This window comes from Nonomuraea sp. NPDC003201 (assembly GCF_053590415.1).
The window spans coordinates 1-21,236 of sequence record NZ_JBSFTC010000202.1; the positions used below are offsets into that span (position 1 = coordinate 1).

The window sequence follows — 21,236 nt, forward strand, 5'->3', positions numbered from 1 at the left end:
GCGGCGCCCGCCTCGCCGACCTCCGCGCCGCCCACGTCCGCCGAGCCCAGCCCGAGCGGGTCGATCACGGGGACGCCGCCCGTCACGTACGCCGGTCAGCCGTCGGCTCCTCCCACGGCTCTTCCTACGGGCGGCCCCGGCTCGCGGCCGCCCACCGCCACCCGGGAGCCGACCCGGGAGCCGACCCGAGAGCCGACGCGGTCCGGCCGGCCGACCGAGCGGCCGACTGAGCGGCCCACCACGCGGCCGCCCACCAGCGAACCCCCGGCCACGAGGCCCCCGGCGACCAGGCCGCCCGCGACCCAGCCGCCCGCCACCCGGCCGCCCGTCACCCGGCCTCCGACCACGAGCGCGCCCGACCCCGGCACGCCGCCCGCGACCAGGAACCGGGAGCCGCTCATCTCCCTCTCCGTCAAGGTGTCGGTGAACCTGCCGATCCTCGGCGGCGGCGGCGATGACGGGCTGCTGGACGCCGACATCGACCTCGGTCTGGGGTCGAGCCTCCTGGGGATGGTGGTCGTACCGGGCTCGGTATTGGTCGGACGGCAGATCGTGGTGCGGAGGGTACGACGGCCGCGCGATACCGAAAAGTTGTGAGTTGTGTGCGGAGCGGGATGATCCCCTACTATCAGCAGTCGGATAGAGGGCGTCCCCCCGGCCTGGATTACTGCTGACCGGAACCTGCCCTGCGGCTCGGGGTGAGGAGAAGTGTGGCGGTTGCGTCCCGCGCCGACCGGCTACGCGGACTGGTCCGTACGCTCTCCGCGGCGTCGCTCGCCGTGGCGGTGCTGACGGCGGGGGCTCCGGCGCAGGCCGCGCCCAAGCCCACGGTGAAGCAGCTCAAGAAGGAGCTCGCCGCGCTGCAGAAGGAGTCGGACAAGCTCATCACCGACTACTACAGCAGCAGAATCGCCCAGCAAAAAGCCGATAAATCGGAAAAGTCGGCGCGGGAGAAGCTGGCCGCGGCCCAGGCGGTCTACGACCGCGAGTCCGCCGAGCTCCGCGCCATGGCCGTCGCCCAGTACATCGGCGGCGACCCCGGCCAGATCTCCATGCTCACCTCCGACCGGGACCCGACGTCCCTGCTCGGCCGGATGGCGCTCAACCAGCATCTCGTCGTGCTCCAGGAGACCCGGCTGCGCGGCTACGCCCAGGTCAGGGACGCCCACCAGCAAGCCAAGGACGAGGCCGACGCGCGCGCCAAGGAGCTCGCCGAGACGGTGGACGAGCTGGAGAAGCGCAAGAAGAAGGCCGAGAAGCAGATCGACCGGATCAAGGAGAAGATCGACCAGCTGTACGTCGGGCCGGGCGTGCGGCGGCCGGACGGCACGTGGGTGCCGCAGTTGCCCGGCGGGGCCGACAACATCACGCCCCGGATGCGGCTGGTCAAGCAGCTCGTCCAGGAGCGGTTCGGCGTACCGAACGGGATCGGGTGTTACCGGGCGATCCAGGACGGCGGCGAGCATCCGCTCGGGCGGGCCTGCGACTTCATGCTGAGCCGCGGCGGCGCGATGCCGTCGGGGGCGGAGGTCGCGCGTGGCAACGAGATCGCGGAGTGGGCGATCAAGAACTCGAAGCGGCTCGGGATCATGTACATCATCTACCGGCAGCGGATCTGGCACGCCAGAACGGGCTCCTGGCGCACCATGTCGGACCGGGGCGGCACGACGGCCAACCACTACGATCATCCCCATATTTCGGTCTATTAGGGGGTTCGGGCGATGCGCTATCGGCTGCTGGGCAACACCGGGTTACGGGTGTCGGAGCTGTTCCTCGGGGCCATGACGTTCGGGGAGCAGGGCGGGGTGGGCGCGCCGATCGAGGAGTGCCGCCGCATGCTCGACCTGTACGCCGACGCGGGCGGCAACGTCGTGGACACGGCGATCAACTACCGGGGCGGCGCCAGCGAGGCCATCGTAGGCGAGCTGCTCGAAGGCCGCAGGGACCGGTTCGTCCTGTCCACCAAGTACACCGTCAGCCGGGACGGCGCCGACCCGAACGCGGCCGGCAACCACCGCAAGAACCTGCGGCTCTCCCTGGAGACCAGCCTGCGCCGGCTCCGGACCGACTACGTGGACATCTACTGGGTCCACCTGTGGGACCGGCACACGCCGATCGAGGAGACGATGCGCGGTCTCGACGAGGCCGTGCGGTCTGGCAAGGTGCTCTATGTCGGCATATCCGATGCTCCGGCGTGGGTGGTGTCGAGGGCCAACACGGTCGCCGAGTTCCGCGGGTGGGCGCCGTTCGCGGGGCTGCAGGTGCCTTACAGCCTGCTCCAGCGGGACATCGAGCGGGAGCTCCTGCCCATGGCCGAGTCGTACGGGATGAGCGTGACGGCCTGGAGCCCGCTGGCCGGAGGGATCCTGTCGGGCAAGTTCACCCGGGGGACGGCGCAGCCGGGGACGCGGGTGGCGGCCGACTCGGTCAGCGAGCACGACCACGCGGTGGCGCGGGCGGTGCAGGAGGTGGCCGACTCGCTGGGGGCGTCGAGCTCGCAGGTGGCGATCGCGTGGACCCGGGCACGGTCGCGGGCGGTGCTGCCGATCGTGGGGGCGCGGACGGTGGAGCAGCTGGCTGACAACCTCGGGGTGGTGGACGTCGACCTTCCGGAGGATGCCGTACGACGTCTGGACGAGGCGACGGGCTTCACCCTCGGCTTCCCCGCCGACTTCATCGCACAGACCTCACCCTGGGTCTTCGGCGAAGCCTCCCACCGCTTGGACGCCTGACCTCCCGCCCCCTGGACGCCTGACCCTCCCACCGCTTGGACGCCTGACCTCCCGCCCCCTGGACGCCTGACCCTCCCGCCACGTGGACGCCTGACCCTCCCGCCGCCTGGATGCCTGACCCTCTCACCCTGGCCCGCTGCGCTGCTCCCGACCTGGGGCTAGTCCTTGGCCAGGGCCGCCAGCAGCCGGTCCTCCGTCACCTCGGGCCCGACCAGCTGATCGGTGATCGCCCCGTCGCGCAGCACGACCACGCTGTCGCAGTTCTCCACCAGCTCGCTCACGTCCGACGAGATCAGCAGGATCGCCAGCCCGTCCACCGCCAGCTCGTCCAGCAGCGCCTGCATGTCCACCTTCGTCGCCACGTCCACGCCTCGCGTCGGCTCGTCCAGCAGGAGCACCTTCGGGTGCATGGCCAGCCACCGCGCCAGCAGCACCTTCTGCTGGTTCCCGCCCGACAGCTCCCCGGCGGGCTGCCGGGGGGAGACGGCCTTGATCCCGAGCCGCTTCATGAACGTCGCCACGATGCTGTCCACCCGCGCGTCCGACACGATCCCCGCCCGCGACAGCCGGGGCAGGGCCGCCAGCGCGATGTTGTCGCGCACCGACAGCGTGGGCACGATGCCCTCGGTCTTCCGGTTCTCCGGCACGAGGCCGACGCCGGCGCGGATGGCGTTCCTGATCGACCACTTGCGGGAACGTGCCCCCGCCACCGTCACCTGGCCCGCGTCCACCGGCAGCACCCCCGCGATGGCCCGGGCCGTCTCGCTGCGCCCCGCGCCGAGCAGCCCGCCCAGGCCGACCACCTCGCCGGCCCGCATCGCGAGCGACACCCCGTCCAGTACGTGATGGCGGGTCAGACCCTTGGCCTCGAGCACCGGCAGGTCGGCGGACTCGGCCGGCTCGCCGGTGTGCAGGGCGGGCTCCACGGGATGGAACGGCCGTCCCAGCATGAGTGAGACCAGTCGTAACCGGTCGAGCCCCGCCAGCGGTCCCGTGTGCACGACCCGCCCCTCGCGCAGCACCGTGACCCGGTCGCAGATCTCGTACAGCTCCTCGAGCCGGTGCGTGACGTACACGACCGACCGGCCTTCCTCGCGCAGCCGCCGCACGGCCCCGAACAGCGTCTCCAGCTCGCCGTGCGCCAGCGCCGACGTGGGCTCGTCCATGATGACCACCCGCGCGTCCGCCGAGGCGGCCCTGGCCAGCGCGACGAGCTGGCGCGCGCCCTCGCCCAGCGCGCCGAGCGGCCGGCGCACGTCCACCTCCAGCCCGTACGCGGCCAGCACCCGCTCGGCCTGCGCATGCACGGCCGCGGAGTCGATCAGCCCGAGCCGCCCCCTGGGCTCCCTGCCCAGAAGGAGGTTACGGGCGACGCTCATGGTCGGTACGAGGTTCGTCTCCTGGTGGACGGTGGCGATCCCGGCCCGCTTGGCGTCGGCCGGGCTGGCGAACCTGACCGGCTCACCCATGAGGCGCAGCTCGCCCGCGTCCGGCTGGTGGACCCCGGAGAGCACCTTCACCAGGGTCGACTTGCCCGCCCCGTTGCCGCCGATCAGCGCATGCACCTCGCCGGGGCGTACGGACAGGGTGACGTGGTCGAGGGCGGTGACACCCTGGAACGTCTTGAGAACGCCTGCCACCTGTAGCACGGTTGCCTCCGCCTCGATCGTGGTCGAGGAAGGAAACATTACAGTAACGGCCTTGTCACATTCGATCAGAAACGAGCGCAACCCGTCAGTCCCGTTCCCGCGCTACGTCGCCAACCGTCCTCCCTGGGGGCTCCGGAGCCCCGGCGCCAACGGGGTCGAGCCCTCAAGCCCCCAAGTCCTCAGGCCCTCAAGTCCTCAGGCCCTCAAGCCCTCAGGCCCTCAAGCCCTCAAGCCCCACGCCCTCGGGTCCCCGAGTACCCGAAGCCCGACGGCCCGGGGCCCGACGGCCCGGGGCCCGACGGCCCGGGGCCCGACGGCCGAACCCGTCGGCACAGCGCACGTCATCCACTGCCACCACCCACACCGGGCCGACGGGCTCGCTCCTTCGGCAGCATGCGGACCATCCACAGCAAGATGTCCTTGGCCACCGGTTAGCCCCAGCGGTTCCGCCGGTCGTGCCGTCAACCGGGCGTTGGCGTGGTGAATCCCGAACCCATTCAGCGCGTTCGGGGAGAGAACTCGCGACCAGCCATCCCTATGAGGCGGTGAAGCTGGGTCGGGACCGTGTGAGACAGAGGATCGCGGGGACCGGGAAGAGCATGAGGTAGAGGTTCGGCAGCCACCAGAACAGCGAGAAGTCGCCGCGCAATGTCCAGAACGCGATCGCCATCAAGCCGGAGGCCATGGTCAGCACGAGCGAGACCAGCATCAGCCCCGGCCCGGACGGCGAGCCTCGGCGCAGGAGGTACAGGCTGGTCAGGCCGGTGGCGCTGGCCAGCAGGTCGATCCAGAGAAACGACCAGTTCCAATCGGCCATCAGCGGGTTGGTGTAGTCGGCGAACGCCCATTCGGGCGGGATCAGTCCCAGCCCGGTGATGGTGAAGTAGACGACGAACGCCACATCCGTGAGCAGCATCAACGCCTTAGTGACGCGTAGCACGGTCGATTTCCTCCATCAGGTAGCGCCTGGTCTGTTCGTGCAGGGCCGCGTCCGGTTCGCCGAGTCCGAGAAGCCTGGCAGCCCACCAGCCGTCGATGGCCAGCCGTACGGCCGTCGCCGCGGCCGGGTCGATGCCGTCGTCGGTCAATCTGGCCTGCCAGGCGGCGAACCGTTCTCTCAGCGGCGCAAGCCCTGCCGGATCCACGAGCACCGCGGCCAGCAACGCGGCGGTCACCCGGTCGGCCGGAGCGTTGGCCGCCGTGTGGTGCTCGGGGATCGTCGCGTTCAGGTACGCGCGCAGAAAGTCACCCGGCTCGTCACCGGTCTCGGCCAGTGCTTGGTCGAAAGCCTTGGTCAGGCGGTCGACCATGGCGGCGACCAATGCCTGCTTGGTGGGGAAGTGGTAGAACAAGCCGCCCTTGGACACGCCTGCCCGCCGTGCCACCGCTTCCAGAGTCAGGGCCTCGGCCCCCTCGGACAGCAACACCTCGGCCGCGGCGTCGAGCAGTCGTTCTTTCGAGCTGGGTCGCGGCATGAAAGGAAACTATACCGGCTGACCGGTACAGTTTCTAGGTGATCGACACCCGTGCTCTCGGGTGCGATCGGTGAATGAGTGGCTGCCCGCCCCTGTGCTCGGCCGCCTTGCTGCTTACGCCCCTGCTCGGTCACTGCGTCGGCCGCCTCCGCCCGCCTCCGCTCGGCGCCCACACACTCGCCTCCCACGCCCGCCCGGCCGGTGCTCGGCTACGGCGCCTGCCCGCTCGCCCGCGCTGGGCTGCGGCGTCTGCTCGTCGTCGGTCGGTGCCCGTAGGTCCGGTTGTCCGCCTGTACCGCCACCCGCCGTCGGTCGGTGCCCACGCACCCGCCTCCCGTGCCTTCCCGCCTACGCTGGGCTGCGGCGTCTACCTGCCGTCGGTTATGCCTATGGGGGCCGGTTGTCCGGCTGCACCACCACCCGCCGTCGCTCGGCCCCCACACTCCCACCTCCCGCGCCCGCCCACTTGCACTCGGCTACGGCGCCCGCCCACTTGCACTCGGCTACGGCGCCTGCCCGCCGGTGCTCGGCTACCGCGCCCGCCCGCCTCGTCGCCTGCGCCTCCGCTCGCGCTTGCCCAGGTCGCCTGCCGTTCGTCGGCGCTGGTTCGTTCGCGCCCGCCCGCAGCGTCGCCTGGGCCCGTCCCGCATGCCCGTGTTCTTGCGCCCGCTCGACTGTCCCCGTTCCGGCCGGGTCGTCTGAGCCTCCGCCCGCGTATATCGCCCACCGGGAAACGGACCGGGTCCGTGTACGGGAGACGCCGGGGCGCTCGGCCAGTTGGCCGGAAGGGAGTCAGAACTGGGCGATGTGGAGGCGGACGCCGCGGGCGCTCAGGTCGTCGAGGACGTCCCGGGGTGCCGCGTCGTCCGTGACCAGGTGGTCGATCCGGTCCGGCGGCACCGTCTGGACCATCGTGTCCACGCCGATCTTGGTGTGGTCGGCCAGCACCACGACCTCTTCCGCGGCCGCCGCCAGTGCTCGGTCGACGCCCGCCACCTGCATGTTGGGTGTCGACAGGCCGCGCTCGGCCGTCAGGCCGTTGCCCGAGATGAACGCCCGGCGTACCCGCAGCCCCGCCAGCGAGTGCTCGGCGGCACTGCCCACCAGGGCCAGGATCGAGCCGCGCAGCGTGCCGCCGGTGAGCATCACCTCCACCCGCGGCGTCCCGGCCAGCACTTGGGCGACCAGCAGGGAGCTGGTCACCACGGCCAACTCGGAGTGCCTGGTCAGGCGGCGGGCGAACTCCTGTGTGGTGGTGCCGGGCCCGATCACGATCGCGTCGCCGTCCTCGACGAGGGCGGCGGCCAGGTCGGCGATGGCGGCCTTCTCGGCCGACTCGAGCGACACCTTGTGCGCGTATCCGGCCTCGCGCGACAGCTCGCCGGGCAGGGTGGCGCCGCCGTGGTGGCGGTTGAGCAGGCCCTCCGACTCCAGTGCGCGCAGGTCGCGGCGGACGGTGACCTCGGAGGAGTGCACGGCCTGGGCGAGCTCGCGCAGCGACACCGCGCCGTTGGCGCGCACCAGCTCCAGGATGCGCTGCCGGCGCTCAGCGGCGAACACGGGTCTGCGTCCGTCGCTCTGCGTGTCGCTCACGTTCCGATCATAGTGGACAGGCCAAGATGAGTTCACCTCTGATCGTATGAGAACGAATTTGATCGGAAATCTTGACCGGCTCGGTCCGTCAGTGCTTACTTGAGAGCGTGTCAGGGTCAAAAGCTGTCCGAACCTGATCGGCGCGTTTCGAAAGGACCCCCCGTGCGCAAGCGCCTCGCGTTCCCGCTGGCCGTACTGATGTCACTGTTATGGCAGCCGTCGCTCCCCGCCACCGCCGCAGCTCCCGACCAGGCCGCCGCCGCCCCGAACGGGCTGCGCGGTGACTACTACCTCGCCTCCGGGGCGGGGAAGTTCGACTTCGCCGAGCTGAAGGCGAGCGTCGTCGACCCCAACCTGGAGCTGACAGACCTGAATCCGACGTTCAGGCTGCTGGCCGGCAGGGATGACGACGTCTCCGTACGGTGGACGGGTCAGATCCAGCCCAAGTTCTCCGAGACGTACACCTTCTCCATCATCGGCGACAACGGCTTCCGACTCTGGGTGGACGGCAAGCCGATCATCGACCACTGGGTGGACGACTGGGACCGGGAGCAGACCGGCACCCCGATCGCCCTGGAGGCGGGCAAGAAGTACGACGTCAAGGTCGAGTACTTCGAGCACTTCGGCGGCGCGAACCTGCGGCTGCGCTGGCAGAGCCCGAGCCAGCCGAAGCAGATCGTGCCCGCGGAGGCGTTCACGCTGCCCGAGGGGTTCGCGCCGCCCGGACCGTCCGACGCCAGGGTGAACGCGGCCGGTGACGTCGCGGCGCTGACGTTCGCCAAGCCCCTCGGCGCGCTGCCGGCGGACGCCGTCAGCAAGCTGGACATCACGGTCGCAGGCACCAAGTGGCCCACAAGCTCCGTAATCCTGAAAAATCCGCAAACGGTGGAGCTAAAGCTCAAATATCCGATCCCGTCCAAGGCCGGCAGCAGCATCCGCGCCGCCTACAACGGCACCGGCGGCCTCACCTACGCCGACGGCAGCGCGGTCGAAGCCTTCCCGTACGCCTACGTCGCCAACGGCTCCGCCTACATCCTGCGGACGAAGTGGTCCGACGACGTCAACCCGGCCGGCCCGCTGCCCGAGTACCCCCGGCCCCAGCTCGTCCGGGACCGCTGGCGCAGCCTCAACGGCAGGTGGCAGTTCGCCCCCGCCAAGGCGGACGAGGCCGCGCCCGTCGGCCGCGACCTGCCCGAGCGCATCGTCGTGCCGTACCCGGTGGAGTCGCAGCTGTCCGGCATCGGCCGGCACGAGGAGCGCATGTGGTACCGCAGGACGTTCGACGTGCCCCGCTCGTGGCGCGGCGAGCGGCTGCTGCTGCACCTCGACGCGGTGGACTGGCAGTCCACGGTGTACGTGAACGGCAAGCAGGTCACCACCCACAAGGGCGGCTACGGCCGGATCACCGTGGACGTGACCGACGCGCTCAGGCGCGGCGGCCCGCAGGAGCTGATCGTCGGCGTGTACGACCCGACCGACGCCGGCACCCAGGCCATCGGCAAGCAGCGGCTCGACCCGAGCGGCATCTGGTACACCGCGAACTCCGGCATCTGGCAGACCGTCTGGATCGAGCCGGTCGCCAAGCAGCGCATCGACCGCGTCGACACCGTGCCCGACCTGCGCGGCCAGGCGCTCTACGTGACCGTCCAGGGAACCGGCGGCACGGCGACGGTCACCGCCAGGGACGGCCGCCGCGTCGTAGGCAAGGTGACCGGCCCGGTGGGCCGCGAACTCAGACTCCCGGTGCCCAACCCCAAGCTCTGGACCCCCGACAACCCGCACCTGTACGACCTGGAGGTCAAACTCAAGGACGACAAGGTCGAGTCCTACTTCGGGATGCGCTCCATCGCGGTCTCCGGCAGCCGCATCCTGCTGAACGGACAGCCCGTCTTCCAGCTCGGCCCCCTCGACCAGGGCTTCTGGCCGGACGGCATCTACACCCCGCCGACCGACGAGGCGCTGCGGTACGACCTGGAGCAGACCAAGGCGCTCGGCTTCAACGCCGTCCGCAAGCACGTCAAGGTCGAGTCCGACCGCTGGTACTACCACGCCGACAAGCTCGGCCTGCTGGTCTGGCAGGACATGCCGGCGGCGTTCCGCACGGATGACAGACCCCAGTTCGAGGCCGAGCTGCGCGAACTCGTCGACCAGCACCGCAGCAGCCCGTCGATCATCATGTGGGTGCCGTTCAACGAGGGCTGGGGCCAGTACGACCAGGCGCGCATCGCCGATCTGGTCAAGAGCTGGGACCCGTCGCGCCTGGTGAACAACATGAGCGGGATCAACTGCTGCGGCGCGGTCGACGGCGGCAACGGCGACGTCAAGGACTTCCACATCTACCCGGGCCCCGGCAACCCCGGCAAGCCGTCGGGGACGCGGGCGAACGTGCTCGGCGAGTACGGCGGGCTCGGCCTGCCGCTGATCGGCCACACCTGGTCGGGCGGCGGCTGGGGCTACGCGGTCGAACCCGACCCGGAGGCCCTCACCACGCGGTACGTCGGGATGGTCAAGGAACTGGAGCGACTGCACGCCTGCGAGCAGCTCAGCGCCGCGATCTACACCCAGACCACCGATGTGGAGACCGAGCTGAACGGCCTGATGACGTACGACCGGGCGGTCACGAAGCCGGACGTGAAGCGCGTACACGACGCCAACACGGCCCTGACGAGCGCCATCAACCCAACCTGCACCTGAAACACCCCACCTGGACCACCGCACCCGTTACACGGCGCGGCCGAAACGCCGCACTGGAAACGCCGGACCTGAAACACCGTGCCATTGAAACGGAAACCGCGCCTGAAACACCGCGCCTGAAACACCGTAAGTGGAAGACCGCACCTGGAAGACCGTGCGTGGGACATCGCGTCTGGGAGCCACGTGCGCAGATCCTGCTCGAACCGCGTGCGCCGAGCCCCGCCTCAACGGCGGGCGCGAACACGGCGCTCACGGGTGAACGCCGGTCGCCCGGGCCCCTGTGGCCCGGGCGCCGGGACTGATAGGAAAGGAACGCCATGACCCCCCATATCCGGACAGCCGCATTAACACTGGCCGTCCTCCTCACCGCGACCGCGTGCGCCAAGGCGGAGGCGCCGCAGAGCGCGCCTGCCGCCGCGAGCACGGCGGGGCAGCAGGTCGTGCAGTCGCCCTCCGGCTCGGCCGGGCCGACGTGCACGCTGGAGCAGTTCGGCGGGACGAAGTTCGACCTCAAGACGGCCACGGTCGGGTTCTCCCAGTCGGAGAAGGAGGCCAACCCCTTCCGCATCGCCGAGACGAAATCGATCAAGGACGAGGCCGCCAAACTCGGCATCGCGAACCTCAAGGTCACCAACGCCCAGTCGCAGTTCTCCAAGCAGATCACCGACGTGCAGCAGCTCATCGCCCAGGGCGTGCGGCTCCTGGTCATCGCGCCGCTGAACTCCGACGGCTGGGAGCCGGTCCTCCAGCAGGCCGCCGCCAAGAAGATCCCGATCATCACGGTGGACCGGAAGATCAACGCCAAGGCGTGCAGCGACTACCTGACGTTCATCGGCTCGGACTTCTACGAGCAGGGCAAGCGCGCCGCCGACCGCATGATCGAGGCGCTTGGAGGCGAGGGCAGCAAGAGCAGGGTTGCCATCCTCCTCGGCGCCCCGGGCAACAACGTCACCACCGAGCGGACGAACGGCTTCAAGGACCGCGTCAAGGAGAAGGCTCCCGGGATCACGATCTCGTTCGAGCAGACCGGCGAGTTCGCCCGTGAGAAGGGGCAGCAGGTCACCGAACAGCTCATCCAGTCCAACCCCGACATCAACGGCATCTACGCCGAGAACGACGAGATGGCCCTGGGCGCCGTCACCGCGCTGAAGGGCGCGGGCAAGGAGCCCGGCAACATCAAGATCGTGTCGGTGGACGGCACCCGCAGCGCCGTCCAGGGCATCGCGGACGGCTGGCTGCACGCGGTCATCGAGTCGAACCCCCGCTTCGGGCCGCTCGCCTTCGAGACCGCCCAGAAGTTCCTCGACGGGCAGCCCATCCCGGACAAGGTGGTCATCTCCGACCGGGACTACGACACGGGCAACGCCAAGGACTCCCTCGGTGAGGCGTACTGACTTGGAACCGGTTCTCGAGGCCCGGGCGGTCAGCAAGCGCTTCCCCGGCGTACTCGCTCTCGACGGTGTGTCCCTCGCCCTTCGCCCGGGCGAGGTGCACGCCCTCGTCGGCGAGAACGGCGCGGGCAAGTCCACGCTGATCAAGGTCTTCACCGGCGTGTACCGGCCGGACGGCGGCGAGCTGCGTTACCAGGGCGCTCCCGCCGTCTTCGGCACCCCCATGGAAGCGCAGCGCGCCGGGATCTCCACCATCTACCAGGAGGTCAACCTCGTCCCGATGATGAGTGTGGCCCGCAACCTGCTGCTCGGCCGCGAGCCGCGCGGCCGCTTCGGGGTGATCGACGCGGCCGCGATGCACGGGGAGGCGCAACGCGTTCTCGCCGGGTACGGGGTCGCGACCGACGTCCGCCGGCCGCTGCGCACCCTCGGGGTCGGAGCCCAGCAGATGGTCGCCCTGGCCAGGGCGGTCTCGGTGGACGCGCGGGTGGTCATCATGGACGAGCCCACGTCCTCGCTGGAGCCGCGGGAGGTGGAGACGCTGTTCGGGGTGATCCGGCGGCTGCGGGACGCGGGGATCGCCGTCATGTACGTCAGCCATCGGCTGGACGAGCTGTACCGGGTGTGCGACCAGGTGACGGTGCTTCGGGACGGCCGCGTCGCCCACTCGGGACCGCTCGCTGAGGTGGAGCGGCTGCGGCTCATCTCGCTCATGCTGGGCCGCGACCTGAACGAGGTCCGTACGGGCGGCCTCACCCGCTTCTCCCGCACCCGCCACCGCACCACCACCCTTACATCGACGACATCGCCCCCACCGGGCCCCGCAGCATCGGCGGGACTCGCAACGCCGGCGAGCTCGCCGGCGTCGGCGCGGTCTGGACCGCCGCCACGGCCTGCGGCGTCGGCGGGGGCTGTGGGTGTGCCCGGTTCCGGTGCTTCGGTGACCGGTGGTGCCTCGACTGACGCGCCGCTCGAGTCCGATGAACTGGGCGTCGGGATGGGTGCGCCTGTGGTCGAGGCGCGAGGGCTCACTCGCCGTCACGTTCTCGACGGCGTGGACGTGGCCATCGTGCCCGGTGAGGTCGTCGGGCTGGGCGGACTGCTCGGCGCGGGGCGGACCGAGACCGCGAAGGCCATCGTCGGCGCGCTCCCGCTCGACGGCGGCCACGTGCTCGTGGCGGGCCGGCAACTCCGTAAGGGGACGAAGGCGGCGATCAGGGCGGGGGTGAGCCTGCTGCCCGAGGACCGCAAGGCCGAGGGCATCATCCCGACTCTCTCGGTACGGGAGAACATCGCGCTGGCCGCACTCCCCAGTCTGGGTACGGCAGGCGTGGTGTCCGATGCGAAGATCGACCGGGTGGTCGAGATCTTCATGCGGAGGCTGAGGATCAAGGCCGCGTCGCCGCACCAGCTGGTGTCCGAGCTGTCCGGCGGCAACCAGCAGAAGGTGCTGCTCGCCCGCTGGCTGGCCGTGCGGCCCAAGGTGCTGCTGCTCGACGAGCCCACGCGGGGCATCGACGTCGGCGCGAAGGCCGAGGTGCAGGCGCTGATCGACGAGCTGGCCGAGGAAGGGCTGGGCGTGCTGCTGATCTCCTCCGACCTGGAGGAGCTGGTCGAGGGCGCCGACAGGATCCTGGTGCTGCGCGAGGGCGCGGTCGTCGGAGAGCTGTCGGGCGACGAGGTCACCGAGGAGAGGATCATGGCGACGATCGCGGAGCACACGGCCGTGGGGCAGGCGGGCGAGGAGCGGGGCGATGGCTGAGCTCACCGTGCAGGGTCGCGTCGCGGTGCTCAAACCGCGCGTGTTCGCCTGGGTCCAGGACTACGGCGTGTACGCGGCGGTGCTGGCGCTGCTGCTGTTCAACGTGCTGTTCACCCCGCACTTCCTGGACGCCGCGAACTTCCGCACCCAGCTCGTCCAGGTCACCCCCATCGTGATCGTCTCGCTCGGGATGGCGCTGGTGATCGGCACCCAGGGCATCGACCTGTCGGTCGGCTCGGTGATGGCGCTCGCGGCCGCGCTGGTCGTGCTCTACCTCGGGTACGGCTGGCTGCCCGCGCTGATCGTGGCCGTGGCCGGAGGCGCCGTGGTCGGGGCGGCGGGCGGGGCGCTGGTCGCGTACGTCGGAGTGCAGCCGATCGTGGCCACCCTGGCGCTGCTGGTCGGTGTACGCGGCCTGGCGAACGTCCTGGTGCCGCAGCTCGTCGAGTTCCGCAACCCGGGCCTGATCGCGCTCGGCAGCAGTTCGGTCGCCGGGATCCCGGTCATCGTGCTCATCGCGGCGGCGCTGACCGTGGTCGTGCTGTTCGTGGTGCGGCGGACCACGTTCGGTCGGCAGGTGGTGGCGATCGGCGGAAACCGGTCGGCCAGCGAGCTGTCCGGGCTGCCGGTCAAGCGCGTGCTCCTGACCGTCTACGTGATCTCGGGGCTGCTGGCGGCGCTGGCCGGGGTGCTGGCCACGGCCCGGCTGCAGGCCAGCGACCCGACCTCGCTCGGGCTCTTCATCGAGCTGTCGGCGATCACGGCGGTCGTGGTCGGCGGCACCCCGCTGACCGGCGGCCGCATCAGGGTGCTGAGCACGGTCATGGGCGCGCTGCTCATGCAGCTGCTGTCGGCCACGCTGATCAAGCACAACCTGCCGCAGTCGTGGACCCAGATGGTCCAGGCGGTCATCATCCTGGCCGCCGTCTACGCCACCCGGGAGCGCCGATGAACCGTGAACAGGTGAGCCGCATCCTCCAGCAGCACGGCGCCATGATGGTGCTCGGCCTGCTGGTGATCGTGGGCAGCCTGGCGTTCGACTCGTTCGCCACGCCGGAGAACGCGGCCAGCGTCGTCGTGTCCTCGTCCTTCCTGGCGATCATCGCGATCGGGATGACGTTCGTCATCATCAGCGGCGGGATCGACCTGTCGGTGGGGTCGCTGTTCGTGCTCGGCGGCGTGCTCGCTGCGTACGGGTCGCAGTACGGGCTGATCGTGGCGCTGCTGCTGCCCCTGGCCGTGTGCGGGGTGGTCGGCCTGCTCCAGGGCCTGGTCATCGCGCGTACGGGGATGGCGCCGTTCATCGTGACCCTGGCGGGGCTGCTCGGCGTGCGCGGGCTGATGCTCGCGATCTCGAACGAGGGCGCCACCACCTATCTCGTGAAAAATCGGGCCTTCGCCACCCTCGGTCAGGGCGAGCTCCTCGGCCTGTCGTACCCCGTCTACATCACGATCATCCTGGCCCTGCTGGCGATGGTCCTGCTGCAACGCACCGGCTTCGGCCAGAACGTCTACGCCATCGGCGGCAACGAACAGGCGGCGGCCTTCATGGGCGTCCCGGTCGTGCGCACGAAGGTCTACGTGTACGTGATGTCCGCCCTCCTCGCGGGCCTGGCCGGGGCGTTGAACGCCGCCCGCCTCTCCTCCGGGGTGACGATCCTCGGCATCGGCCTCGAACTGGACGCCATCGCGGCCGTGGTGATCGGCGGCACGTTGCTGACCGGGGGAGCGGGCGGCATCACCGGCACCGTGGCCGGCGTGCTGCTGCTCGGCGTCATCCAGAGCCTGATCAACCAGGTCGGGAGCCTGACGTCGGCGTTCCAGCAGGTGGTCAGCGGGATGTTCCTGGCGCTGGTCGTGGTGGCGCAGCGGCTGCTGAGCAAGGCGCAGCGGCTGACGTGAGGCCGGCCGCTCTGCCGCCACGCGGACGGGAGGAAGGTTCGCGATTGATGTAAGCCGTTTGCAAGATTCGGCGCTCATAATGCGCGCATGCCGCCGATAACTGAACTCAGAGCAGGAGATCCCTCCGGTCTCGGAGGCTACGAGATCCGGGGACGGCTGGGAGAAGGCGTTCAGGGTGTCGTCTATCTGGGCGTCGACGAGCAGGGGAGGCAGGCGGCCGTCAAATGGCTGCGGCCTGAGCTGGCGGGTGACGGGGCGGCGGCGGAGCGGTTCGCCAGGGAGGTGGCGGCGGCGCGGCGGGTGGCGCCGTTCTGCACCGCGAAGGTGCTGGACAGCGGCGTGCACGAGGGCCGCCCGTACATCGTCAGCGAGTACGTGGACGGCCTGGCGCTGGAGCGCGCGGTGCGCGAGGAGGGGCCGCGCACCGGGCCCGCGCTGCACCGGCTGGCCATCGGCACCGCCACCGCCCTCGCCGCGATCCACCAGGCGGGCATCGTGCACCGCGACTTCAGCCCCGGCAACGTGCTGCTGGGCAGCGAGGGGCCCAGGGTGATCGGGTTCGGGATCGCCAGGGCGTTCGACGTGACCTCCGGCGACACCACCGTGCCCGTGGGCGATTCGGCGTTCCTGGCGCCCGAGCAACTCCTGGGGGATCCCGCCGGACCGGCGGCCGACATGTTCGCCTGGGCGTGCACCATCGCCTTCGCGGCCTCCGGCGCGGGGCCGTTCGCGGGCGGCAACATGCCCGCGACCGTGCGGCGCGTCCTCAACGCCGAGCCGGACCTGGGGCGGTTGACGGGGACGTTGCGCGAACTGGTCGCCGTCTGCCTGTCGAAGGATCCCGGGCGGCGGCCGACTGCCGAGCACGTGATCCACCGCCTCCTGGAGCACCCGACCTCGAACCCGGACGCCCTCCACCAGGCCGCCGCCGCCCTCGGCGCCACCCCACCGGCGGGTGGCGGCCCCTCAGCGGGCGGCGTGCCTTCGAGCGGGTCGCCGGTGGGTGGCGCAACGCCAGTGGGAAGCGGGGGGTCGGGGGGTGGGGGGTCTGCGTGGCGAGCGCCGGACGATGATCGGGCCGGTGGGTCTGGGCCGCAGGCGTGGGCCGGGCAGCCGCCGTACCCCCAGGCGCAGCACCCCCAGCAGCCCTACCCCCAGCCGCCGTATCCCCCGATGACCCCGCCGACCCCGCTGCCGGCCCCGGGGCAGTATCGGCCGTTGGGTGGGGACCAGCCGCCGCCGCCCACCGGGCGGCCGGGGTTCGAGCCGCCCGCCCCCTTCCAGCAGCCGGGCACGCCGCCCAGAGGCATCCCGTACGGTGGCCCGCCCCCGAGCCCGCCCGGCGGCAACCGGAAGAACTGGCTGATCGGCGGAGCCATCGCGGGCGTGGCGCTGGTGGCGGCGATCGCCATCGTCGTGGTGACCGTCATCAACCTGCCGCCCAAGCCGCAGGCGTTCCCCACCCCCGTTCCGGCCACCACGACGGCGTCCCCGAGCCCTACCGTGTCCCCGGTCCCGACCGCGAACCTCACCCCGGTCCGGCTCCCCGACACCGACGCCACCGTGTACGAGAGCCCGGACGACCCGGTCAGGCTGACGACGTACATGGTCAAGGACATCAAGTCCAAGGACTGGGTGTACTACGCCCGCGACTCCCTGACGGGAGGTTTCACGAAATATCGGGACCAGTGGGAGAGCATGCTCTCCCCGGACGGCCGCTACCTCGCCCAGCGCGGCAAGAACTTCATCGACCACTACGACTCCGTGGAGATCACCGACAAGACGACGGGCGAGCGGTTCTCGGTCAAGACCTCGCGGCAGCCGCTCAGCGCGTACATCCAGGCCTGGTCCCGCGACAGCACCCGCGTGCTGCTCAACGTCGGCAACCCCGTCAAGGACACCTGGCAGTCGACCGGCTTCGCCATCGTGGACGTGACCACCAGGAAGGCCACGGTCGCCTCCCTCAGGGAGAGCTCGCTGAAGGACATCAGGTACGGCTTCGACGACACCGACACCGGCGTGGTCGCCATGTCGATCGACGCCGAGCAGCAGGCCCTGCGCTTCTTCGACGCGAGCGGCCTGCGCGTCCGCCGCATCCCGAACGTCGGCGCCGGCATCGCCGACGAGCTGTTCTCGCCGTCGGGCAGGCGGTTCGTCACCGACTGCCCGGGTCTGGAGAGCGGCAACAACTGCGTGTACGACAGCCGCACCGGCGCCGAGGTGAAGCGGATCGAGTCGGCCTGCGGCGGCCTGGCCGCCTGGTTCGACGACGATCACCTGCTCTGCTGGGTGCGCCCGGACAGCACCTCCGACAAGCAGCAGGTCCAGGTGATCGACTTCACCGGGAAGATGGTGCGCCTGCTGGCCGAGGTGCCGACCAGGGGCGACGACATCGAGGTCGTCTACACGTTCAGGAAGGGCTAACGCACCCGCCCGCGCGGCTTCAGCCGGATGGCGGGCAGGACGGGCGCGGGGAGCGGCGCCCCGTCGAACCCCTCGACGGCGCCGAACCCCTCGCCCTCCATCCAGTCCTCGCGGAACGCGGCGATCTCGTCGTGGGAGCGGCCGACGAAGTTCCACCACATGACGATCTCCTCGCCGAAGGGCTCGCCGCCGATCAGCAGGACCCGGCCGCGCCCCGACAGCCGCAGCGCGGAGCGCCCCGGCGGCAGGTACACCAGCGGCCCCGCCTCCAGCTGCTCGACCGCGCCGTCGAGCAGCAGCACGCCGTGCTCGAACCCGGGCGAGAGCGGCACCTCGCACGTGCCGTCCACCGCGATCTCGGCCCCCACCAGCGGGCTGAACGCGGTGGCCGGGGATTCGACCCCGCCGAGCGACCCCATGGCGACGATCGCCTCGAAACCGGGCCCCGCGAGCACGGGCAGCGCCGGATGGTGTTCGAACGCGGGCCCGGTGTGCCGGTGCTCGCCGGGCAGCGCCACCCACAGCTGCACCCCGTGCAGCACCGTCTCCGGCGACTCCTCCGAATGGGAGATGCCCCGGCCGGCGGTCATCAGGTTGAGCTGGCCGGGGCGGATCTCCTGAAGGCTGCCGAGGCTGTCGCGGTGCAGCACCTCGCCCTCGACCAGCCAGCTCACCGTCTGCAGCCCGGTGTGCGGGTGCGGCGGCACCCGCATGGTGGCGCGCTGGGGCCCGTAGGCGTCCACGAAACACCATGCGCCGATCATGCGCCGGTGCACGCCCGGCAGCGTCCTGCTCACCGTCATCGCGCGTGGCCCGCCCAGCGGCACCTCGCGCCCCACCAGCACCTCGCCGTCCGCGCCCGCCTCGGCGCCGCAGCGGATCTCCTGCGGGTCAAGCTCCAGGTTGCTCACGCCATGACTGTACGGGCAGCGGGGGCGCCGTCGGCGGGCAGGGGCTCAGCCGAGGATCTCCCACCAGCCCTCCACCACCTGGGCGGCGGAGGTGTCCACGGCCTCGCCGGGCCGGGGGACGGCGATCTTGACGTCGCGTGCCTTGGACTCGCGCCACAGCCGTTCCACCGGCTCGGACCACGGGTGCAGGGCCAGCGTGAAGGTCGCCCAGTGGACGGGGAGCAGCAGCGAGCCGCCGAGGTCGAGATGGGCGTTGACGGCCTCCTCCGGGTTCATGTGGATGTCGGGCCAGGCGGGGCTGTAGGCGCCGATCGGCATCAGCGTCAGGTCGAACGGCCCGTGCGCCGACCCGATGCCCCGATAGCCCTCGAAGTATCCGGAGTCGCCCGCGTAGAAGACCCGCTTGTTCGCCCCGGCCACCACCCAGGATCCCCACAACGTGTCATTACGGGTGAAGGCCCGGCCGGAGAAGTGCCGGGCCGCCGTGGCGACGAAGCGCAGCCCCGCCACCTCGGCCTCCTCCTCCCAGTCGAGCTCGATGATCCGGAACGCCGGCACGCCCCACCGCTCCAGGTGCGCCCCGATGCCCAGCGGCACCAGGAACGGGGCCTTCTGCGTCCTGAGCAGCGTGCGCACGGTCGCCAGGTCGAGGTGGTCGTAGTGGTCGTGCGAGATCGCGATGGCGTCGACCATCGGCAGCTCGCCGAGCTCGACGGGCACCGGGTGGTGCCGCTTGGGGCCGACGAACTGCGAAGGGGAGGGCCGCTTGCTCCACACCGGGTCGAACAGCACCCGCTTGCCCTCGATCTCCACCAGCGTCGAGGCGTGGCCGTACCAGATCGCGCGCAGGCCGTCGGCGGGTGGCGGGCCGGACGGCGGGACCCGCAGCGGGATGGGGCCCGCGGGGCGGCGCTGCTCCTTGTTCTTGGCCAGCTCGCCGAGCAGGCCGGCGGGCGGGGCCGTCATCATGTTGGTCGGCTCCGGCATCGGGTTGAAGAACGTGCCGTCCCTGAACTGCCGCGAGCGGCGCATCCGCGCCGCCCGGTCCGGCCCCGACGTCAGAGGCCGTACGCCCAGCTCGGCGGGGACATCGCGCAACGCCCAGCCCGCAGCCGCCAGGGCCACGCCGCCCGCGAGGACCCGCCGTGCCGTACGCATTCCTGCCATCAGCCACACTCCCCTGGAAAGTCTGTGCATCCCGCTCAACCGAGCGGGATTCCCCGGTGTACCCGTCCTACGATATATCGCGATAGGTCAGGTTGCTTCGATCGTTTCGCCGACGCTCCCCAGCGTGCGGCGACCTCATCGACCGGAAGAACCTACCGGTCGTCATCATCGCGCCTCGCGGCAGCCCCTGCGGTCATCGGGCGGGGTGTCGCCGCACCCGGGTTCACGGCCCCGATCGGGGAAGGGCCACGGGTTGGGGCGGCAGCGGTCCAGCGACTTCGACTGCTGGGTCATGACGGGAGCGAGCCGCCCGGGCCCGGGGCAGGGCTCGTGGCCGTGGCCCAGGCTGTGCCCGACCTCGTGGCTGATCAGGTAGGCCCGGTACGCGGTCAGGTCGCCGCGGTACTGCGGGACGCCTTTCGCCCAGCGCAGGGCGTTGATGACCGAGCGGGTGCCGTTCCAGCAGGACAGCTCGCCTCCCGTGCGCAGGGGCTCGCACTGGAGGGTCGTGAGCAAGGGACTCGACAGGGCGACGCGGACCTGGACCGGGCCGTGGTCGACACGTTCGAAGCGCGCCCAGCCGCGTACGTCGTTGAGCACCCGATGCACGTCGGCGGCGAACGCGGCCGGCTCGAACGGCAGGCCGGACTCCACCTCCACCAGGTACCGCACCACCTCCCCGGAGCCCGGCCGGGCGGGTGCGCCGCCGGGCACGACCGTGTACCGGCCCGAGGCCGCGTACGGGATCCACACCTCCTTGGCGGGCGGCCGCTTCCTGGGGGAGGGGGAAGGCCGGCTGGGGGAGGGCGAAGGCGAGGGCGAAGGCGCGGGTATGGGCGGCGCGGAGGCGCAGGAGGTCACCAGCAGGAGCAACATCAAGAGTGCGAGCAGCGGCAACGCGGCCTCCCCACGGCGTCACGGTGGGGAGGAATCTGATGTTACGTGAGTGCTTGCTGTGATTATCCGACGGCGGGCGCGTACGGCGTGATGTCGATGGGCGGCTCCTCGCCGAGGGCGAGCGCGGCGGCGATCTCGCCGGTGAACGGGCCTGCCGTCAGCCCGTACGCGCTCAGGCCCGTCGCCACCACCACGCGCCCGGTCAGCGGCCCGATGAGGGGGGAGCCAGGGGCGTACACGGGACGCAGGCCGACCCTGGTCTCCGCGACGGTGGCGTTGAACAGCCCGGGCGCTACCCGCAGCCCCGCCTGGATCACCTCGTCCAGCCCGCCCAGCGTGACCCGCGGGGCGAACCCCACGTCCTCCACGGTCGCCCCGATCACGACGCGGGAGTCGGGGAAGCCCAGCAGGTACGGTCCGACCCTCGGCAGCACGATCGGCCACCACGCGGTGTCCACGCCCTCCAGCGTCACGTGCATGATCTGCCCCCGCCGGGGGAACACCGGCAGCTCCACGCCCAGAGGCCGGCACACCTCGCCCGTCCAGGCCCCGGCGGCCACGATCACCATGTCGGCGTCGAGCGGCTCGCCCTCGCCGGCGAACCGGCGCGCCCCCGTCGGCACGGGAGGCTCGGCCGCC

At 71.1% G+C, this 21,236-nt stretch carries 18 protein-coding genes; 9 read left to right on the forward strand and 9 right to left on the reverse strand.

What is annotated here, in order from left to right:
* Positions 1 to 95: 95 nt before the first annotated feature.
* The gene (locus ACWDX9_RS42785; RefSeq protein WP_449965147.1) at positions 96 to 401 is read right to left on the reverse strand and encodes a hypothetical protein; all 306 of its coding nucleotides are present in this window, start codon (positions 399 to 401) and stop codon (positions 96 to 98) included.
* Between the two features lie 22 nt (positions 402 to 423).
* Between ACWDX9_RS42785 and ACWDX9_RS42790 the strand changes: the two genes are divergently transcribed.
* From ACWDX9_RS42790 to ACWDX9_RS42800, 3 genes are all read left to right on the forward strand, one after another.
* Complete coding sequence (locus ACWDX9_RS42790) at positions 424 to 597, forward strand: hypothetical protein (RefSeq protein WP_449965148.1); 174 nt, start codon at positions 424 to 426, stop codon at positions 595 to 597.
* A gap of 113 nt (positions 598 to 710) precedes the next feature.
* The gene (locus tag ACWDX9_RS42795) at positions 711 to 1,709 is read left to right on the forward strand and encodes a coiled-coil domain-containing protein (RefSeq protein ID WP_449965151.1); all 999 of its coding nucleotides are present in this window, start codon (positions 711 to 713) and stop codon (positions 1,707 to 1,709) included.
* 12 nt (positions 1,710 to 1,721) lie between these two features.
* Positions 1,722 to 2,732, forward strand: a complete 1,011-nt coding sequence (locus ACWDX9_RS42800) for an aldo/keto reductase (protein WP_449965154.1) — start codon at positions 1,722 to 1,724, stop codon at positions 2,730 to 2,732.
* 158 nt (positions 2,733 to 2,890) lie between these two features.
* Here ACWDX9_RS42800 and ACWDX9_RS42805 read toward each other — a convergent pair whose 3' ends face one another.
* From ACWDX9_RS42805 to ACWDX9_RS42820, 4 genes are all read right to left on the reverse strand, one after another.
* Positions 2,891 to 4,372 carry a sugar ABC transporter ATP-binding protein gene (locus tag ACWDX9_RS42805; protein ID WP_449965157.1) on the reverse strand — a complete coding sequence of 494 codons (1,482 nt, stop codon included), beginning with the start codon at positions 4,370 to 4,372 and terminating at the stop codon, positions 2,891 to 2,893.
* A 544-nt stretch (positions 4,373 to 4,916) separates the two neighbouring features.
* Positions 4,917 to 5,321: a DUF5360 family protein gene (locus ACWDX9_RS42810; protein WP_449965159.1), complete on the reverse strand. Its 405-nt coding sequence runs from the start codon at positions 5,319 to 5,321 to the stop codon at positions 4,917 to 4,919.
* A complete protein-coding gene (locus ACWDX9_RS42815; protein WP_449965162.1) occupies positions 5,305 to 5,856 on the reverse strand; it encodes a TetR/AcrR family transcriptional regulator in 552 nt (183 codons plus the stop codon). Before ACWDX9_RS42815 ends, ACWDX9_RS42810 begins: the two co-directional genes overlap by 17 nt.
* Positions 5,857 to 6,648: 792 nt before the next feature.
* Entirely contained in the window at positions 6,649 to 7,449 is an 801-nt protein-coding gene (locus tag ACWDX9_RS42820; RefSeq protein WP_350740321.1) for a DeoR/GlpR family DNA-binding transcription regulator, read from the reverse strand.
* Positions 7,450 to 7,611: 162 nt separating this feature from the next.
* Here ACWDX9_RS42820 and ACWDX9_RS42825 point away from each other — a divergent pair, with 162 nt between their 5' ends.
* The 6 genes from ACWDX9_RS42825 to ACWDX9_RS42850 all read left to right on the forward strand — a co-directional run bounded on the left by ACWDX9_RS42825 (position 7,612) and on the right by ACWDX9_RS42850 (position 17,622).
* Complete coding sequence (locus ACWDX9_RS42825) at positions 7,612 to 10,143, forward strand: PA14 domain-containing protein (RefSeq protein WP_449965164.1); 2,532 nt, start codon at positions 7,612 to 7,614, stop codon at positions 10,141 to 10,143.
* 317 nt (positions 10,144 to 10,460) lie between these two features.
* A complete protein-coding gene (locus ACWDX9_RS42830; protein ID WP_449965166.1) occupies positions 10,461 to 11,537 on the forward strand; it encodes an ABC transporter substrate-binding protein in 1,077 nt (358 codons plus the stop codon).
* A gap of 1 nt (position 11,538) precedes the next feature.
* Positions 11,539 to 13,296, forward strand: a complete 1,758-nt coding sequence (locus ACWDX9_RS42835) for a sugar ABC transporter ATP-binding protein (protein WP_449965169.1) — start codon at positions 11,539 to 11,541, stop codon at positions 13,294 to 13,296.
* Complete coding sequence (locus ACWDX9_RS42840; protein ID WP_449965172.1) at positions 13,289 to 14,248, forward strand: ABC transporter permease; 960 nt, start codon at positions 13,289 to 13,291, stop codon at positions 14,246 to 14,248. The genes ACWDX9_RS42835 and ACWDX9_RS42840 overlap by 8 nt, the downstream gene beginning before the upstream one ends.
* Positions 14,245 to 15,198 (forward strand): ABC transporter permease, encoded by a 954-nt coding sequence (locus tag ACWDX9_RS42845; protein ID WP_350740333.1) that lies wholly within the window; start codon positions 14,245 to 14,247, stop codon positions 15,196 to 15,198. The genes ACWDX9_RS42840 and ACWDX9_RS42845 overlap by 4 nt, the downstream gene beginning before the upstream one ends.
* A gap of 87 nt (positions 15,199 to 15,285) precedes the next feature.
* Complete coding sequence (locus ACWDX9_RS42850; protein WP_449965175.1) at positions 15,286 to 17,622, forward strand: protein kinase domain-containing protein; 2,337 nt, start codon at positions 15,286 to 15,288, stop codon at positions 17,620 to 17,622.
* Here ACWDX9_RS42850 and ACWDX9_RS42855 read toward each other — a convergent pair.
* The 4 genes from ACWDX9_RS42855 to ACWDX9_RS42870 all read right to left on the reverse strand — a co-directional run.
* Positions 17,619 to 18,533 carry a pirin family protein gene (locus tag ACWDX9_RS42855; protein ID WP_449965176.1) on the reverse strand — a complete coding sequence of 305 codons (915 nt, stop codon included), beginning with the start codon at positions 18,531 to 18,533 and terminating at the stop codon, positions 17,619 to 17,621. The two genes, ACWDX9_RS42850 and ACWDX9_RS42855, sit on opposite strands and share 4 nt — an antisense overlap.
* A 45-nt stretch (positions 18,534 to 18,578) precedes the next feature.
* On the reverse strand, positions 18,579 to 19,700 hold the full coding sequence (locus ACWDX9_RS42860; RefSeq protein ID WP_449965179.1) for an MBL fold metallo-hydrolase: 1,122 nt from the start codon (positions 19,698 to 19,700) through the stop codon (positions 18,579 to 18,581).
* A 165-nt stretch (positions 19,701 to 19,865) separates the two neighbouring features.
* The gene (locus tag ACWDX9_RS42865; RefSeq protein WP_449965182.1) at positions 19,866 to 20,597 is read right to left on the reverse strand and encodes a DUF3152 domain-containing protein; all 732 of its coding nucleotides are present in this window, start codon (positions 20,595 to 20,597) and stop codon (positions 19,866 to 19,868) included.
* 62 nt (positions 20,598 to 20,659) lie between these two features.
* Positions 20,660 to 21,236, reverse strand: a 577-nt coding sequence (locus ACWDX9_RS42870) for an NAD(P)/FAD-dependent oxidoreductase (RefSeq protein ID WP_449965184.1), incomplete at its 5' end; no start/stop codon positions are given.

Excerpts from the sequence above, each read along its gene's own strand:
- ACWDX9_RS42850 (WP_449965175.1), top strand. The coding sequence starts at position 15,286 with ATGCCGCCGATAACTGAACTCAGAGCAGGAGATCCCTCCGGTCTCGGA.
- ACWDX9_RS42800 (WP_449965154.1), top strand. The coding sequence starts at position 1,722 with ATGCGCTATCGGCTGCTGGGCAACACCGGGTTACGGGTGTCGGAGCTG.
- ACWDX9_RS42845 (WP_350740333.1), top strand. The coding sequence starts at position 14,245 with ATGAACCGTGAACAGGTGAGCCGCATCCTCCAGCAGCACGGCGCCATG.
- ACWDX9_RS42860 (WP_449965179.1), bottom strand. The coding sequence starts at position 19,700 with ATGGCAGGAATGCGTACGGCACGGCGGGTCCTCGCGGGCGGCGTGGCC.
- ACWDX9_RS42815 (WP_449965162.1), bottom strand. The coding sequence starts at position 5,856 with ATGCCGCGACCCAGCTCGAAAGAACGACTGCTCGACGCCGCGGCCGAG.
- ACWDX9_RS42840 (WP_449965172.1), top strand. The coding sequence starts at position 13,289 with ATGGCTGAGCTCACCGTGCAGGGTCGCGTCGCGGTGCTCAAACCGCGC.
- ACWDX9_RS42785 (WP_449965147.1), bottom strand. The coding sequence starts at position 401 with ATGAGCGGCTCCCGGTTCCTGGTCGCGGGCGGCGTGCCGGGGTCGGGC.
- ACWDX9_RS42830 (WP_449965166.1), top strand. The coding sequence starts at position 10,461 with ATGACCCCCCATATCCGGACAGCCGCATTAACACTGGCCGTCCTCCTC.